Genomic DNA, 14,646 nt, shown 5'->3' with positions numbered 1-14,646 from the left:
ATATTATGAGAAAATCGTATATCTTAGCCCTATCATGGGTTTTAGCTCTTTTCTTTTCCTTGACAGAGACCATGGCTCAGAATCAAATCTGTCGTATAGGTTTCGAGTATCAAATGAGCTATAATGAAAATTGGGGAGCCAATCGCCCCGTAGTTCTTTCGGTAGAGCCAATTCCCCAGCAGGATATGCTGGTCTCAAAGTGGGAGATATTATTGAAACTATAAACGGACATTCCGTTCTTGATATTAGCGAGCAAGATTTCCTGAATTTGCTCCGTACACCAGAGGGAGTACGTATGCAGGTTAGTAATTTTGGCTATAAAGCTGCCGAACGAATACTAACTCCAGAATGTCAAGATCGTTCTTTGATAGACGAGAGATTACTAGCCTCCTCTTTTGCTATGTATAGCTTAGAAGATGAGTGTGAGCGTATTCTGACTTATCCTTTCGATACAGGTCGTGCGCCCAACATCTCTTTCGAAAAGTTTCGTTATTTCGCTTTTGCGGACGAAACTGGCAGTAGTTCTCCACTGGATTTAGAAATACAGAATCAGATCTCTGATCGTCTACGTTCCTTGGGTTTACAGCATAATAGAGCCGAGGCAGATATTATTGTAGATACTTACTATACCCTTATTCATAATACATATTTTGATAAGAAGAAAGTCGAGGATACTAAACTTTTCGATGTACGCTATGATGTGGAAAAACGCTCTTTAGTAGAGGTGCCACTGCTTCCTGTAGGAGGTAATAAGCAGGCAGCTCCTTTTGTCTTGACATTCGGTATCCGCATCTTTGATGCCCATGGCTCAGATATGCTTTACTGGAGTTGTGAAGCTGTGGAGCACATGACTGAGGACTTTTCTTTGGAGGAGTATGCCCGTCTTTCTGTACCCATTATGCTGATGCAATTCCCCTTCGTGCGCTATAATATCAATCCTCAGATTCGTTTCTCTTCGCACAGACATAATTATACAGGAATGCTGTTTCACGCATCCGATTTGGGCTTGATTGCTTCGGTAGCCCCTAATACTCCCGTTGCTAAGGTGGGATTGAAAGCGGGAGACCGAGTAGTAGCTATTAATGATAAACCTTTAGCCTCGACACAAGAGCTTACAACTGCTTACCATAAATTTGTGGAGCGTACGCTCTCTTATAGGGATGAGCGCAGTATGTTTACCGATCGTCGTGGTGTTAAGTATTGTCGTTATTGGGACACCTCTGAGTATAAAAGCATCGCTAAGGCATTTGCCAAAGAAGCTAATAAAACAGTTTTTTCTTACCTTTTTGCTTTTCGTCCCTATGTGTCGGGAACAGCGCAGGAAGCTTATTTACATATCGATGTACTCACCAAGGAGGGGATTATTCAGAGATATACTGTTTTGCCTCAACTTGTTGATAACTCGTATATAACTCTTGAATAGATGAACGAAAATAATCATAAAAAGAGCAAAAAGACTTCCTCTCAACAAGGAGAGAAGTCTTTTTCTCGTTTAGAACAGGACCCTTTTGGAGCTGGATTAAAGAAGAGTACATCCTTTCAAAGGGAGCAGAAAAAGAGAGTATGTTTTTCTGGAGAGAAGAACAAAGGGTATAAACAAACTGCCGAAGGAGAGCATTCTTTTGTGTCTCAAAATATAGACTTTGCTTCACTTAAAAAGATAACTCAAGAGGTTTTGTCTGAAGGGGAATTAGTTTTTGAAAGAGAGACTCAAGAGTTTCAATTAGGTATTTATCAGTCTTTGCGCATAGTGCGACTTGCTCCCCCTGGGGCTTATTTGGACGGAGGTTCAGAAGAGATTCTTTTACCTAATCGTTATTTACCCAAAGAGTGTGTCGTTGATAGCTTCGTTGAGGTGTTTGTTTATCATGATAACGAGGGGCGTTTGGTCGCTACTACTCTTAAGCCTTTGGCACAAGTTGGTGAGGTCGCTTTTTTGAAAGTGAATATGGTTACCAACCATGGAGCCTTTTTGGATTGGGGTATACACAGAGATTTGTTCGTACCCTTTTCCGAACAAAGAGAGAAAATGCAAGAGGGGTATTCCTATCCCGTTGTTGTTTACATTGACCATGTCAGTGGGCGCATTGTTGGTTCCTCCAAGTTGAGCAAACATATTGCCCAGCAGTTGCCTGATTTTGAGCCGGGAGAGGCTGTCGATATTCTTTTTGTAGAGGCTATTTCTGTCGGCTATCGGGCTGTTGTGAATAATCATTACTGGGGGTTGGTGTACAACTCCGACCTGGATAGAGCGGTGCATTTGGGCGAACGAACCACCGCCTATGTAATTCGAGTGCGGGAGGATGACCGCTTAGACCTCTCCTTGACTCCTTTAGGTATGGAGCGACTCGAAGAAGGGGCGCAGAAACTCCTTTCTTTACTCCGTAATCGTGGAGGCGAGTTGCCCATTGGAGACAAAAGTTCGCCTGAGGAGATTGAGCGACTAACGGGATACTCCAAAAAAGTATTCAAGCGTTCAGTGGGCATTTTGTATAAGCAAAGGCTGGTTGCAATAGAGTCGTTCAAATTGAAACTATTATGAAGCGGTTATTTATGCTCTCCTTGTGGAGCGGATTTCTTGTTTTCTTTTTTCTTTTAACTTTTATTGGTTGTGCTCCTCGTAAGGGGACTCTTTCTCAAACGGATTTTGAGAGAGAGAGGCGGGAGATGCGTGCCGCTTGGTGGCCTACAGTGTGGCGAGATGACTACAAAGAGAAGAGTGCGGTTCAATTAAAGCAATTTTTCGTACAGAGAATCGATAGATTGCATCAAATAGGTATTAATACTGTCGTTTTTCAGGTTCGTAGTGAGGCGGATGCTTTCTATGCTTCAAAATACGAGCCGTGGAGTCGCTTTTTGACAGGTGTGCAGGGTGTTTCGCCCGAAGGTGTTTTTGACCCTCTTCCTTTTATCATAGAGGAGTGCCATAAGAGGGGGATGGAGTTGCATGCTTGGATCAATCCTTTTCGTGCTTCCGTGAATGTAACGAATCCAACCTCTCCAGAACACGTGTCTCGTCGTTATCCCAAATGGATTGTGGAGTATAATGGCCAGAGCTATTTAGACCCAGGACTTCCCGAAGTAAGAAGTTATGTATGTCGCGTAGTGCAAGATATTGTTTTAAGATACGATGTTGATGCCCTTCATATAGATGACTATTTCTATCCTTATCCAGTGGCAGGTATTCCCTTTAACGATAATCAATCTTTCGAAAAATATGGTCTTCCTAAGGGTTTTTCTTGGACAAAAAAAGGAGATTGGAGGAGAGATAATATCAATAGGTTTATTGTTCAACTACGGGAAACATTGCAAACAACTAAGCCTTGGGTTGCTTTAGGTATCAGTCCTTTTGGCATCTATCGCAATAGTAAAAATTGGATTGGAGGTAGCAAAACTTCTGGTTTGGAGGGCTACGAGGCTCTCTATGCAGATGTTGTTTTGTGGGCTAAAGAGGGTTGGATTGATTACCTCACCCCACAGATATATTGGAACTATGGTCATCCCTCGGCAGATTATCAAGTTCTGCTCGACTGGTGGGGGGCGCAGAAGTTGGGCAAAACGATGCTTTATGTAGGGCAAGATATACGCCGCTCAATGGATAGTCAGCAACTTCCCTCCAAGATTACACACCAGCGCAGGGTGGCTCGGGGCGATTTTTTCTGGCCTGCCGATGACCTTTGGGCTAACTATGGGGGCATTGTGCCACAACTTAGCAAGATATATGCAGGGCGTAGGGTGGCAACTCCTATACGACAAGAGTTCCGAAAAACAACCTCCAAGAAGGTAACCGACCTGCGCTACGCACTCGGGGGTGGCTCTTCGCCCTTTTTGGAGTGGGAAGATACCTACCAAGAGGGCGACCCTCTCTCGCCTCGATTCTATTTGGTATATGCTCTCCCGAATGGAAAAAAAAGTGATTTCCCCCACAAAGCCCAGCTTTTATCCATCAGTAGTCAGCCTTTCTACCAAATTCCTTATCAGCCTATTTATAAGGGATTTGCGGTAACGGCACTCAACCATTTCGGGGTGGAGAGTAAACCCTCTTTCCTTTTCTAAGGCTGTCGTCTTATGTTTTTTTATACCTTTGAGAATATTAGAACATATTATTTCACATAAAAATTTTCGTGTATGAAGAAATCAATTTTGTACGTAACCGCCTTTTTGGTAGCTATGGTTACGCTATTTAGTTCTTGTGAAAAAGAACCAGAAGTACTGAAATTGGCAGGAACTACGTGGGTAGCAAGTTTAACGGGAGGTATTTTGGACAATGCCAAGGAAGGAGGAGATAGTTCGTTGAGATTAGTTTTTCTTTCTGAAGAGGCAGGACAGCTTGTTTTTGGTACTCCCAATGGAAGCAATAGCTCTACAATACGTGTTAACTTCTCTTATCAGATAGATGGTCATAAGGTGAAGATAGTTTTTGCCACAGAGTTGGCTTCATTCTTCGGAACATCGGATACTTCTTTTGAGGCGAAGTATAATAAAACATTTAAGACTCTTACACTACAGCTTGGAGTGGTACCTTGTGTATTTAAGAAGATTAGCTAATGCTCATACCTAATAGTTTGGATAGTTTTCTATAACTCTATATTAAAAAAGGAGCTTTCAAAAGCTCCTTTTTTTGTTGCTGTTATAGTGATTAAATAGTTGCTCTCAGTACCCACCGATAAAAAGGTATGATGGTTTGCTACAAAAGGGTTAATCCTTAGATGAGTTTGGACAGAGGGTTAAGCAAGTTCGCACAGATGGTTGGGACGGGTTAGCTTGAGTCTGTTGCATACTGCCAAAAGCTCGTTTTTGTCGTCATTCAGGTTCAGTTATATGCCTGAATACTTTTTCTTCTGTATCAACGTTTTGTGATTACTCCATTCTGTAAGACCTAACAAAAAGTTTATTATAGTAGATATTTTGAAGCCCGCGCAACAGTCTCTATTGAGAAATATACTATCTTTGCTCCGAAACTAAAGGCTTCTTTTTTACAACCTCTTTTCCTCGTTTGTCGGGAGTCATAGGTTGTAATTGGGTATGCTTACTAAAATCACAATTAATTATATACGAATAAAATCATGATTATTGGTGTTCCAAAAGAGATTATGCACGAGGAGGCTCGTGTAGCTGCAAGTCCAGAGGCTGTAGCAAAATATGTAGCAGACGGTTTTACCGTATTGTTTGAAAAAGGAGCTGGAGAAGGAGCTTTTTATCACGACGAAGAGTATGCCAAAGCAGGCGCTCAGCTAATCGACGGACCCAAGGAGGTGTACGACCGAAGTGATATTATCATCAAGGTGAAAGAGCCTCTTTTCAATGAGAAGTTGAATATGCACGAAATCGACATGATGCACAAGGGACAGTACATCATCACGTTCATTCACCCTGCTTCTCCTGTAAATCATGATATGGTACGCAAGATGGCGGCTCAAGGGGTTATTGGTCTTACCTTAGATGGTGTACCTCGTATCTCTCGCGCACAGAACTTGGATGCCCTTACCTCTATGAGTACTTGTGCAGGTTATAAGGGCATTCTGATGGCGGCTAACGATGTGGCAAGTTTCCTCCCTCAGATGTTTACTGCCGTTGGGCAAATCCAACCTCTCAAGGTGATGGTTATCGGTGTCGGAGTCGCTGGTTTGCAAGCCTTGGCTACGGCTAAGCGTTTGGGTGCTATTACTTACGCTGCCGATATTCGTCCTGCTGCTGCCGAGCAAGCTACCAGTTTGGGAGCAAAGATTGTAGAAACAGGTGTGCCAGCAGAGTTGGCTATAGCAGAGGGTGGATACGCTAAGCATTTGCCTGAAGAGTGGCTCATTAAGGAAAGAGAAGCTCTAAAAGATGCTATCAAGGAGATGGATATTGTATTCTGTAGTGCTCTCGTTCCCGGAAAGATTGCTCCTATCATCATCACAGAGGAAATGGTAAAAGAGATGAAACCCGGTTCTGTAATTGTAGATATCTCTATCGATCAAGGTGGTAACTGTGCTATTACTCCTGCTGGTAAGCGTGAAGTGAAGCATGGTGTTGTATTGGAGGGGATTAAGAATATCCCAGGACTTTTGCCTAAGAGTTCTACATGGATGTTCTCTCAAAATATGTATAACCTTGTTAAGTATCTCGTTAAAAATGGTCAGATGCACCTTGATATGGAAGATGAAGTGTGCCGTAAGATTTTGGTTACACAAGATGGCAAGGTGGTTCATGAAGGAACACTTGAAGCTATGGGTCAATAATCTTGAACCCTATGTTGCATAATTAAAGAGCGAATCATCTCCTTTATTGCTTTGTGGCGAGGGGGTGGTTCGTTCTTTTTGTTTTATAGTAAAGGTAAAATCACTATTTAGAAGAAAAGAAATGAGTCCTTTGATATTGATTCTTGTCTTTGTGGTAGCTACTGTAATAGGCTATTTTCTTATAAAAAATGTACCCAGTCTTCTGCATACTCCTCTAATGTCTGGGATGAATGCTCTTTCAGGAGTAACACTCATTGGAGCTTTGGCTGCGACAGGTTTGGCTGTACTTATAGATCACCCTATATGGGGGCAAGTAGTAGGTGGTTTAGCCATTATTTTAGCCACTATAAATGTGGTAGGTGGTTTTGGCGTAACGCATCGTATGCTACGTATGTTCAAACAGAAAAAAAGAACCGGTAAGTAAGACGCACTATGGATACTATATACATTATTATTTGTACTATTTTGTCTCTTTTGGTGATGCTGGGCATCTCCTTTATGAGTAAAGTACGACGAGCTTCTTTTGGTAACTTGTTGAGTGCTTTTGCGCTTCTTTTTGGGGTAGTCTTTACACTTTTGACTACAAAGGATACAGACAATACTCCTATTGTTACAGCTTGGTCGCTGTATCCTTCTATTATCATCGGCGCTATTATTGGCGGTCTTTTTGCCCAACGCGTACAGATGATTCAGATGCCTCAATTGGTGGCTTTGCTCAACGGATTGGGGGGAGCAGCATCGGCATTAGTCGGGATACTTTCAGTGGTAGGTATCGGTGCGATTTCTACGCAACCTCAAGGGGCTTTTGAGTTGCTTACAGGTTACCTTGCTATAGGGGTAGGTATGATCACCTTAGTGGGTAGCCTTGTCGCGGCAGGCAAATTGCATCGTTTACTGCCCCAAAAACCACAGGTGTGGGCTTACCATTCGATGGTAACAATGCTTTCTTTGGTAGTATTGGCAGTATTCATCTTAGTGGGTACTTTTGGAGGCTCTACGGGTTCTCCTCTTTTTTGGTTAGTGATTGGAACTACACTTTTTGCTTCCCTCTTCGGACTCTACTTTTCGGTACGTGTGGGAGGGGCAGATATGCCTATTACCATCTCTCTTCTCAACTCTTTGAGTGGGGTGGCAGGTGCTATTGCAGGTATGGCTATCAATAATGTATTGTTAGTTGCTGTTGGTGGTATTGTTGGAGCTTCTGGTTTGCTCTTAACGCAGATTATGTGTAGGGCTATGAACCGCAGCCTAATGTCTATTCTTTTGGGAGGTAAGAAATCTGCTCCTCTTAAAAAGGCAGTCTCTGCACCACAAACACAAAAAGTATCTGATACTTCTATCATAGAAGAGAAAAGAGAGTTGTCGGCAGGTACAGTTTTGGCAGATGCCAAAGAGGTTATTATCGTACCTGGCTATGGTATGGCTTTGGCGCAGGCTCAGCATGAAGTGAAGCATTTGGCAGATAAACTTCGTGCCGAGGGAACTCGTGTTCGTTTCGCTATTCACCCAGTAGCAGGCCGTATGCCAGGTCATATGAATGTACTCTTGGCAGAGGCAAATGTACCCTATGAAGACCTCTATGAAATGGAGGCTATTAATGACGACTTCGCTACCTGCGATGCTGTCGTTGTGATTGGGGCGAACGATGTGTTAAACCCAGCAGCTCGTGATGCCGAAGGGACTCCTATCTATGGTATGCCGGTACTCAATGTGGATAAGGCACCATTTGTCGTAATCTGTAACTATGACCTCAAACCAGGCTATGCAGGCGTAGAAAATCCTTTATATTCTCGAAAAGAGGGCGTTGCCTTATGACGGGTGATGCCAAAGAGTCTTTGGCACAACTCTCCACATTATTGCAAAAAGCGAAGCGTGCCGAAAAGCCTGAAGTAAAGAAGGAAACGGGGGCTACTGATGCAAGTCGCCTTGCTAAGGCAAAGAAAGTAATTATTGTACCGGGTTATGGTATGGCTTTGGCTCAAGCACAGCATGAGGTAAAGCAGTTGGCAGATAAGCTCCGTAGCAATGGGGCAGAGGTTCGCTTTGCTATTCACCCTGTGGCAGGTCGTATGCCAGGTCATATGAATGTACTCTTGGCAGAGGCAAATGTTCCCTACGAAGACCTTTACGAAATGGATGCTATTAACGACGACTTTGCTACTTGTGATGCCGTTGTCGTTATTGGTGCGAATGATGTACTGAACCCCGCAGCTCGTGAAGCCGAAGGCACTCCGATTTATGGTATGCCCGTTCTTAATGTAGATAAGGCTCCTTTTGTAGTTATCTGTAACTATGATTTAAAGCCTGGTTATGCTGGGGTAGAGAATCCTCTCTATACCCGTTCAGAGGGAGTATGGCTTATGACAGGCGATGCTAAAGAGAGTCTTGCCAAGATTTTAGATGCTGTACAAGGCGAGTGGACTATCCCCTCAACGGCTCAAAAAAACATGGAAAGCGAAGTTACTCCCGGGGGGCATTTACGCTCTGCCAAGAGAGTAATTATCGTACCAGGTTATGGTATGGCTTTGGCGCAAGCACAGCACGAGGTAAAACAGCTGGCAGATAAGCTCCGTAACTGTGGGGCAGATGTCCGCTTTGCTATCCATCCTGTAGCAGGTCGTATGCCGGGGCATATGAATGTACTCTTGGCAGAGGCTAATGTCCCCTATGAAGACCTTTACGAAATGGATGCCATCAATGATGATTTTGCTACCTGCGATGCTGTGGTTGTTATCGGTGCGAATGATGTTTTGAATCCCGCAGCTCGTGAGGCAGAAGGCACTCCCATCTATGGTATGCCTGTACTCAACGTAGACCAAGCTCCTTATATCGTTATCTGTAACTATGACCTTAAACCTGGTTATGCTGGGGTAGAGAACCCTCTTTATACGCGTTCTGAAGGTGTAGCTCTGATGACAGGTGACGCTAAGGAGAGTGTGGCGCAACTCTCTGCTCAAATAGATGCTTGGAGCGACAATGCTACCACTCGCCAAGAGGCTTCCTCCTCGGAGAACTCTTTTGAGATCTGGATGAAAGAGGCTAAGAGTGTTATCATCGTACCGGGTTATGGTATGGCTTTGGCACAAGCACAGCATGAAGTAAAACAGTTGTCCGACAAATTCCGTAATCGTGGGGCAGATGTCCGCTTTGCTATACATCCTGTGGCAGGCCGTATGCCAGGTCATATGAATGTACTTTTGGCAGAAGCCAATGTCCCCTACGAAGATCTTTACGAAATGGATGCTATTAATGAAGACTTTGCTAAGGCGGATTTGGCTATTGTAGTGGGAGCTAATGATGTCTTGAATCCAGCAGCTCGTGATGCTGAGGGTACTCCTATCTACGGAATGCCAGTACTCAATGTAGACCAAACGGCGCACATTGTTATCTGCAACTACGATTTGAATCCTGGTTATGCTGGAGTCGAAAATCCTCTTTATACACGTTCAGAGGGAGTTGTACTCCTGACAGGCGATGCTAAGGATAGCTTGTCTAAGCTCCATCAAGCATTAGTATAAACTGTATATTATTAATCTCTAAGGGGGAGAGTATGGACTTACAATTGTAAAGTCCGTAACTCTCTGCTTTAGAGATTTGTCGTTGTTAGGGAAAATATTGGGTACAAGTTGTGTAAATTAAGCTGATACTATTTTGCCATGCGTAATCTAAAAGACATAGAGATAGAACAGATGAAGGTTTTAGGCTGTAGTGCCGAGAATTGGTCTGCCATCACAGTGGATGATGATTTTAATACTGAGAGCTACCGCTGTGTAACTTTCCGAGGTAGATGTCATCTGGGAGCTTGTCGAGGTATGCATCATTCATCCTACTATGAACATCGCCCCTCGGGAGTATCTCATGTAGTATTGGAAGATTGTTTTCTTGGTAGAGAGGTACTCATTGAGCACGTGAACGATGTTATTCGAGGCTATCGCATCGGTGATAATGTTACTATAGCTCACATTGCTCAGTTAAAGGCCGATGAGGGAGCTACTTTTGCCATCGGAGCACCTATTGCTGTCTTGGACGAGATGGGAGGTCGTACGGTTTACATTTCTAATCATCTTTCTGCACAATTAGCCTATATAACCGCTTTTGCCAAGCATGATGAGGATTTGCAACGCCATATAGCCTCTTTGGTAGAGCAGGAAGCAAAGCAGGTAGCAGAGCAAGGGGCATTTATAGGAGAGGGGAGTACGCTACTCTATGGAGGCATTTTTCAGAATGTTTGCATTGGGCAAGGTACATACATAGAGGGTCCCGTGGCTCTGAAGAATGGAACCGTGGCAGATGCTGTAAAAATAGAGGGGCACACCTCAGCCAATACCTTTTGGATTGGTCGAGATTCTCTTCTGCAAGGTGTAACTTTATTGCACACTTTTGTAGGTGAAGGATGTCATCTTTCAGGAGGTTTCTATGCGCACGATTCACTAATTTTTGCCAATTCTACTCTTGCCAATGGCGAGTGTGCAGCTGCTTTCTTAGCTCCCTATACAGTATCTATGCATCGCTCCACATTGCTTATCGGTGGGCTTTTCTCTTTTTTTAATGCTGGGAGTGGAACTAATCAAAGCAACCATCATTACCGCTTGGGAGCTATGCACTATGGAATTTTGGAGAGAGGTGTTAAGTTTGCCAGCGATGCTTATGTCCTTTGGCCAGCTCATATCGGAGCTTTTTCTAAAGTTTTCGGACGCATTTATACTCTTCCTAACACGGAAGATTTCCCTTTTTCTGAAGTACGAGGTGAGGGCAATAAAACTTTGCTCTATCCAGCTCTGACCTTAGTACAGGTAGGCACTTGGCGCGATCTTTTCAAATGGTCTAAACGAGAGCGTCGTAGTGAAACAACTCGCTCTATAGCATTGGATACAATTGATTTTCGATGGGAGCAATCGGCCCTTATACAATCTTGTTTTCGTGCTTGGACAGCTTTAACAACGCTCTCTCTTGACCAATTTTTCAAACTCTACAAAGTAACTATAACCTCTGGAGATATGGTTACAGGAGCAGAACTCTATCGTCGGCTACTAACCATTGTACTCGCTACTTCTCTGAAGGGGGCTATAGCTCCAACAGACACTTCTCTACTTCTCGAAGAGCGATATATAGACTTAGCAGGTGTTTCGCTCTCTTTGTCGGCATACAAGGATTGGGTTCTAAAAGAGCAATCTACTCCTTCGACCTCTACGAACGAATTGAAAAAAAGATTGGAAGTACTTTGTAAAGAAGCTCAAGAGCAAGACCTCCCTCTCTTGTGGAAGATACTTTTCTCTCTCTATCCCGAATACGAAAATCTCCCTCCCTCCACATGGTACATTTCTCTCAAAGAACAGGCGCTGAAAGATGCTCTGCACATAGAGAAATTAGTCCTAAAGGATGCCTCTCGTGAGCTGATGCCCCAAAGGGCTATGAACTTTGGTATTTTGGCAGAGGATAGGGAAGACCTCGATGCTGACTTTAAGGCTGTTCGAGGAGAGATTGAAGAGCACTCTTTCATCGCAGAACTGAAAAAATACTTTGCTTCCCTACGAGACGCTATTTGCACTCTCACTGAGGAGTAAAAGCTATAGGAGAGTAATGAAAAAACAATAGACTTATGACGAGAATAAAGGGTTTATTATTGCTACTAATAGCGTTATCCTATACACAGTTACTACGAGCTGACTGGTATGGAGATAAATATTCTATGTTCGTCCACTATGGACTTTACTCTATTCCTGCAGGCGTGTGGAATGGCAAACCTGTAACACAGGGATATTCAGAGCAGATACTCACTTTCGGAATTGGATTTTCAGACTGGTACGAGGCTTATACTCAGCTCTTTGATGCCTCTGCTTTCGATGCAGAGGCTATTGTACAACTTGCTAAGAAGGGTGGGATGCGTTCGGTAGTTATGACAGCCAAGCATCACGATGGTTTCTGTCTATGGAAAACGAAGACTACCGATTATAATGCCTATGATGCTACCCCCGCTCGAAGAGATTTAATCGGAGAATTGGCAGAGGCTTGTCATCGTCATGGAATAGGCTTTGGCGTTTACTTCTCTCTTATAGACTGGCACTATCCTTATGCTATGCCTTACTCTTCGCACAACGCTGATCCTATAACGCCTCTACATCACGAATACAACAAAAAACAGATCAGCGAACTCCTTACTCAATATGGTAGAGTTGATGAGCTATGGTTTGATATGGGCTCACTTCAGACGGAGCAGAGTCAAGAGTTGTATGAGTTGGTTCATGCACTACAACCCTCATGTCAAGTAAGTGGTAGGCTGGGAAACGATTATGCAGATTTCTCTGTGATGGCAGACAATGAATATCCCGATTATACAATGGAGTTGCCTTGGCAAACAGCTGCTTCGATGTTCGACGAAACATGGGGCTATCGTTCTTGGCAAGAGAGAGGTTCGATGATGGAAAAGGCAAAAGAAAAATTTATTTCTTTGGTAAAAGTCGTTTCAGGGGGAGGAAAATATCTCCTGAATATCGCTCCTAAAGGCGATGGAAGTATAGTACCCTTTGAAGAGGAAGTCATCTCTCAAATAGGAGCGATGATAGCCCCCATCAAAGAGGCTCTTTACAATACGACCAAAACACCATTCCCCTATGAGGAGGAAGTTCCTCTTGCAACTCTCTCGGCAGAGGGGACAACGTTGTATCTCTTTCTTCCCACTTCACAAGAGCAAATAAATATTCCCTATATAAAAGAGAGGTACAAAGAGATTGCACTACTCAATGATAGTCGTAAAGTGCTGTTCTCTAAGGTTTCTTCTCGGGGGTTTACCCTCCATTTACAAGGGGCAAGTCGTACTATAGCCAATGCTCCCTATACTGTAGTAAAGCTCTCCTTTTCAGCTCCTTTTAAGGCAACGCTTTTCCCTGCAAAGGAAAAGGGAAAGTTCTCACCTCATAATGCAGAAGTACTCTACGCTCACTCCGCCATAGATTACTATACGGGCTATAAAAGTATCGTTGGTTATCGTTGGAGGAGTAAGCATCCTTTTCACAAAATACTCTGTACTTATACTGAAGCAGAACTTCATCATCAGCTACTTTTCAATAATCAACCCGTCTATTTTGCTCCTTCAAAAGCTCGAACACAAAGAGTAGAATTACCTCACAATAGTATAGTTTGGAAGAAAATGGAGAGAGCCTCGCAAGGCGGACGCTTCGGTGTGCATAGAAATGCTTTCATAAATCAGCAAGCCTATAATCCGTCCGATTGGGACGAACAACCCATTATTTTTGAACAACGCTCTTCTGCACCTGCCGAGTACCTACGCTATACCATAGAGGCAAAAGAGGAGGTTAATCTCCCTTGCGCATAACTTATTCGGAGGGGATGATGCTTTTTTTAGATGGTAATTATATAGCAGGTCAAATAGCCCGTCCCATAGATGGAGCTTCTCTACATGAACAATTTATCCTTTTACCTCTCAGCAAAGGGCAACATATCTTAACCTTAAAATCGTACCGAAGATGGGGGCGTCAATCAATCCTACGTCTAACTCCCGAAAGTTCTTATACGCAGTATCAACAAGAGGTTATATTGGAACAACCTACAAATAGATTACAACTAAAGGAATGGGCACTTCCTGCTAAGAACCAAAATGGACAGGAGGGACAACCGACTTCTAATAAAACGAAGACTTATCCTAAAGCCCGTAGTATTGGACTATACAGTATTTCGCTAAAACCTCTTCAATAACTCTAACCTCTTCAAGCTTTAAATGATTAGATATGAATTTTTGAAAAGAGAGACTTTATCTAAGAGACTTTGTAACGTACTATGACCATAACGCTTACATAAGGCAAGAGCAAAGCAAGTTTATTCGTTATACCGAGGAGAGGGAATTGATATAGAAGATGCTGATAATGAATGTGAAGAGAATTGAGTAGAACAGAGGATTCAAAAGGTATAACGGTTTTGTTAATAACCCTCCGTACAAACTCCCAAAAGTATTAACCCTTTTGAAAGTTTGCTCGGAAGGTTCGTAGAGTTTGTACAATATCCAAGAGAGTAGGTATAGAGCAACTCTGAATGTCAATAACAATATGACGATAATAGTTCGATTGAGTGAAGAAAAGATTAACCAAAGTCTTTATCTCTAAAGTCCTTTTTATCAATCTTTATACGAGGATTTTTCGAGATGGGAAATAGTATACAAGTACTCTTTTTACCCTGTTTTTAAGTTGTTGTTCTATGTAAAAGAAGCTCTGCCCAAGCTCTTGTGTACTCTCCCTTACTTCAATTCTTGAATTCTTAGGGTTGTCGTACCTCTGTTGTTTTTATACAATTACCCATCGACAACTTTCTCTCGTCAAAAAACAACCTTTTTGTACGGAAAAGAGCGTATTTACGTCATTTTTTTCTTGTAATTTTACGACTACTAATCGCACCATTGTGGAATTGAAGC

10 protein-coding genes and 1 pseudogene are annotated in these 14,646 nt (G+C 42.9%); all 11 read left to right on the top strand.

Features of this window, described 5'->3' with window-relative positions:
• Positions 1 to 5 precede the first annotated feature (5 nt).
• A complete protein-coding gene (locus JCM15907_RS09085; protein WP_025843549.1) occupies positions 6 to 224 on the top strand; it encodes a hypothetical protein in 219 nt (72 codons plus the stop codon).
• A complete protein-coding gene (locus tag JCM15907_RS09080) occupies positions 200 to 1,423 on the top strand; it encodes a PDZ domain-containing protein (protein ID WP_025843548.1) in 1,224 nt (407 codons plus the stop codon). The genes JCM15907_RS09085 and JCM15907_RS09080 overlap by 25 nt, the downstream gene beginning before the upstream one ends.
• Positions 1,424 to 2,542: a CvfB family protein gene (locus JCM15907_RS11740; protein WP_025843547.1), complete on the top strand. Its 1,119-nt coding sequence runs from the start codon at positions 1,424 to 1,426 to the stop codon at positions 2,540 to 2,542. It abuts the gene before it with no gap.
• Positions 2,539 to 4,056 carry a glycoside hydrolase family 10-like protein gene (locus JCM15907_RS09070; protein WP_025843546.1) on the top strand — a complete coding sequence of 506 codons (1,518 nt, stop codon included), beginning with the start codon at positions 2,539 to 2,541 and terminating at the stop codon, positions 4,054 to 4,056. The genes JCM15907_RS11740 and JCM15907_RS09070 overlap by 4 nt, the downstream gene beginning before the upstream one ends.
• Positions 4,057 to 4,128: 72 nt before the next feature.
• A complete protein-coding gene (locus JCM15907_RS09065) occupies positions 4,129 to 4,548 on the top strand; it encodes a hypothetical protein (RefSeq protein ID WP_036885669.1) in 420 nt (139 codons plus the stop codon).
• Positions 4,549 to 5,066: 518 nt separating this feature from the next.
• Positions 5,067 to 6,224 carry an NAD(P) transhydrogenase subunit alpha gene (locus JCM15907_RS09060; protein WP_025843544.1) on the top strand — a complete coding sequence of 386 codons (1,158 nt, stop codon included), beginning with the start codon at positions 5,067 to 5,069 and terminating at the stop codon, positions 6,222 to 6,224.
• A gap of 121 nt (positions 6,225 to 6,345) precedes the next feature.
• A complete protein-coding gene (locus JCM15907_RS09055) occupies positions 6,346 to 6,648 on the top strand; it encodes an NAD(P) transhydrogenase subunit alpha part 2 (RefSeq protein ID WP_025843543.1) in 303 nt (100 codons plus the stop codon).
• Between the two features lie 8 nt (positions 6,649 to 6,656).
• Positions 6,657 to 9,742: pseudogene (locus JCM15907_RS14035) on the top strand (NAD(P)(+) transhydrogenase (Re/Si-specific) subunit beta).
• Between the two features lie 138 nt (positions 9,743 to 9,880).
• The gene (locus JCM15907_RS12480; RefSeq protein WP_025843542.1) at positions 9,881 to 11,788 is read left to right on the top strand and encodes a DUF4954 family protein; all 1,908 of its coding nucleotides are present in this window, start codon (positions 9,881 to 9,883) and stop codon (positions 11,786 to 11,788) included.
• Between the two features lie 35 nt (positions 11,789 to 11,823).
• A complete protein-coding gene (locus JCM15907_RS11725) occupies positions 11,824 to 13,557 on the top strand; it encodes an alpha-L-fucosidase (protein WP_081773844.1) in 1,734 nt (577 codons plus the stop codon).
• A 14-nt stretch (positions 13,558 to 13,571) separates the two neighbouring features.
• Entirely contained in the window at positions 13,572 to 13,937 is a 366-nt protein-coding gene (locus tag JCM15907_RS11720; protein ID WP_148297511.1) for a hypothetical protein, read from the top strand.
• The last annotated feature ends 709 nt before the right edge of the window (positions 13,938 to 14,646 follow it).

Source organism: Porphyromonas gingivicanis JCM 15907 (assembly GCF_000614585.1).
Classification (GTDB): Bacteria; Bacteroidota; Bacteroidia; order Bacteroidales; family Porphyromonadaceae; genus Porphyromonas; species Porphyromonas gingivicanis.
This window is presented reverse-complemented; position numbering and strand designations above follow the sequence as displayed.

Coding starts and splice junctions, on each gene's coding strand:
- JCM15907_RS09085 (WP_025843549.1), top strand. CDS start 6: ATGAGAAAATCGTATATCTTAGCCCTATCATGGGTTTTAGCTCTTTTC.
- JCM15907_RS11740 (WP_025843547.1), top strand. CDS start 1,424: ATGAACGAAAATAATCATAAAAAGAGCAAAAAGACTTCCTCTCAACAA.
- JCM15907_RS09070 (WP_025843546.1), top strand. CDS start 2,539: ATGAAGCGGTTATTTATGCTCTCCTTGTGGAGCGGATTTCTTGTTTTC.
- JCM15907_RS09065 (WP_036885669.1), top strand. CDS start 4,129: ATGAAGAAATCAATTTTGTACGTAACCGCCTTTTTGGTAGCTATGGTT.
- JCM15907_RS09060 (WP_025843544.1), top strand. CDS start 5,067: ATGATTATTGGTGTTCCAAAAGAGATTATGCACGAGGAGGCTCGTGTA.
- JCM15907_RS09055 (WP_025843543.1), top strand. CDS start 6,346: ATGAGTCCTTTGATATTGATTCTTGTCTTTGTGGTAGCTACTGTAATA.
- JCM15907_RS12480 (WP_025843542.1), top strand. CDS start 9,881: ATGCGTAATCTAAAAGACATAGAGATAGAACAGATGAAGGTTTTAGGC.
- JCM15907_RS11725 (WP_081773844.1), top strand. CDS start 11,824: ATGACGAGAATAAAGGGTTTATTATTGCTACTAATAGCGTTATCCTAT.
- JCM15907_RS11720 (WP_148297511.1), top strand. CDS start 13,572: ATGATGCTTTTTTTAGATGGTAATTATATAGCAGGTCAAATAGCCCGT.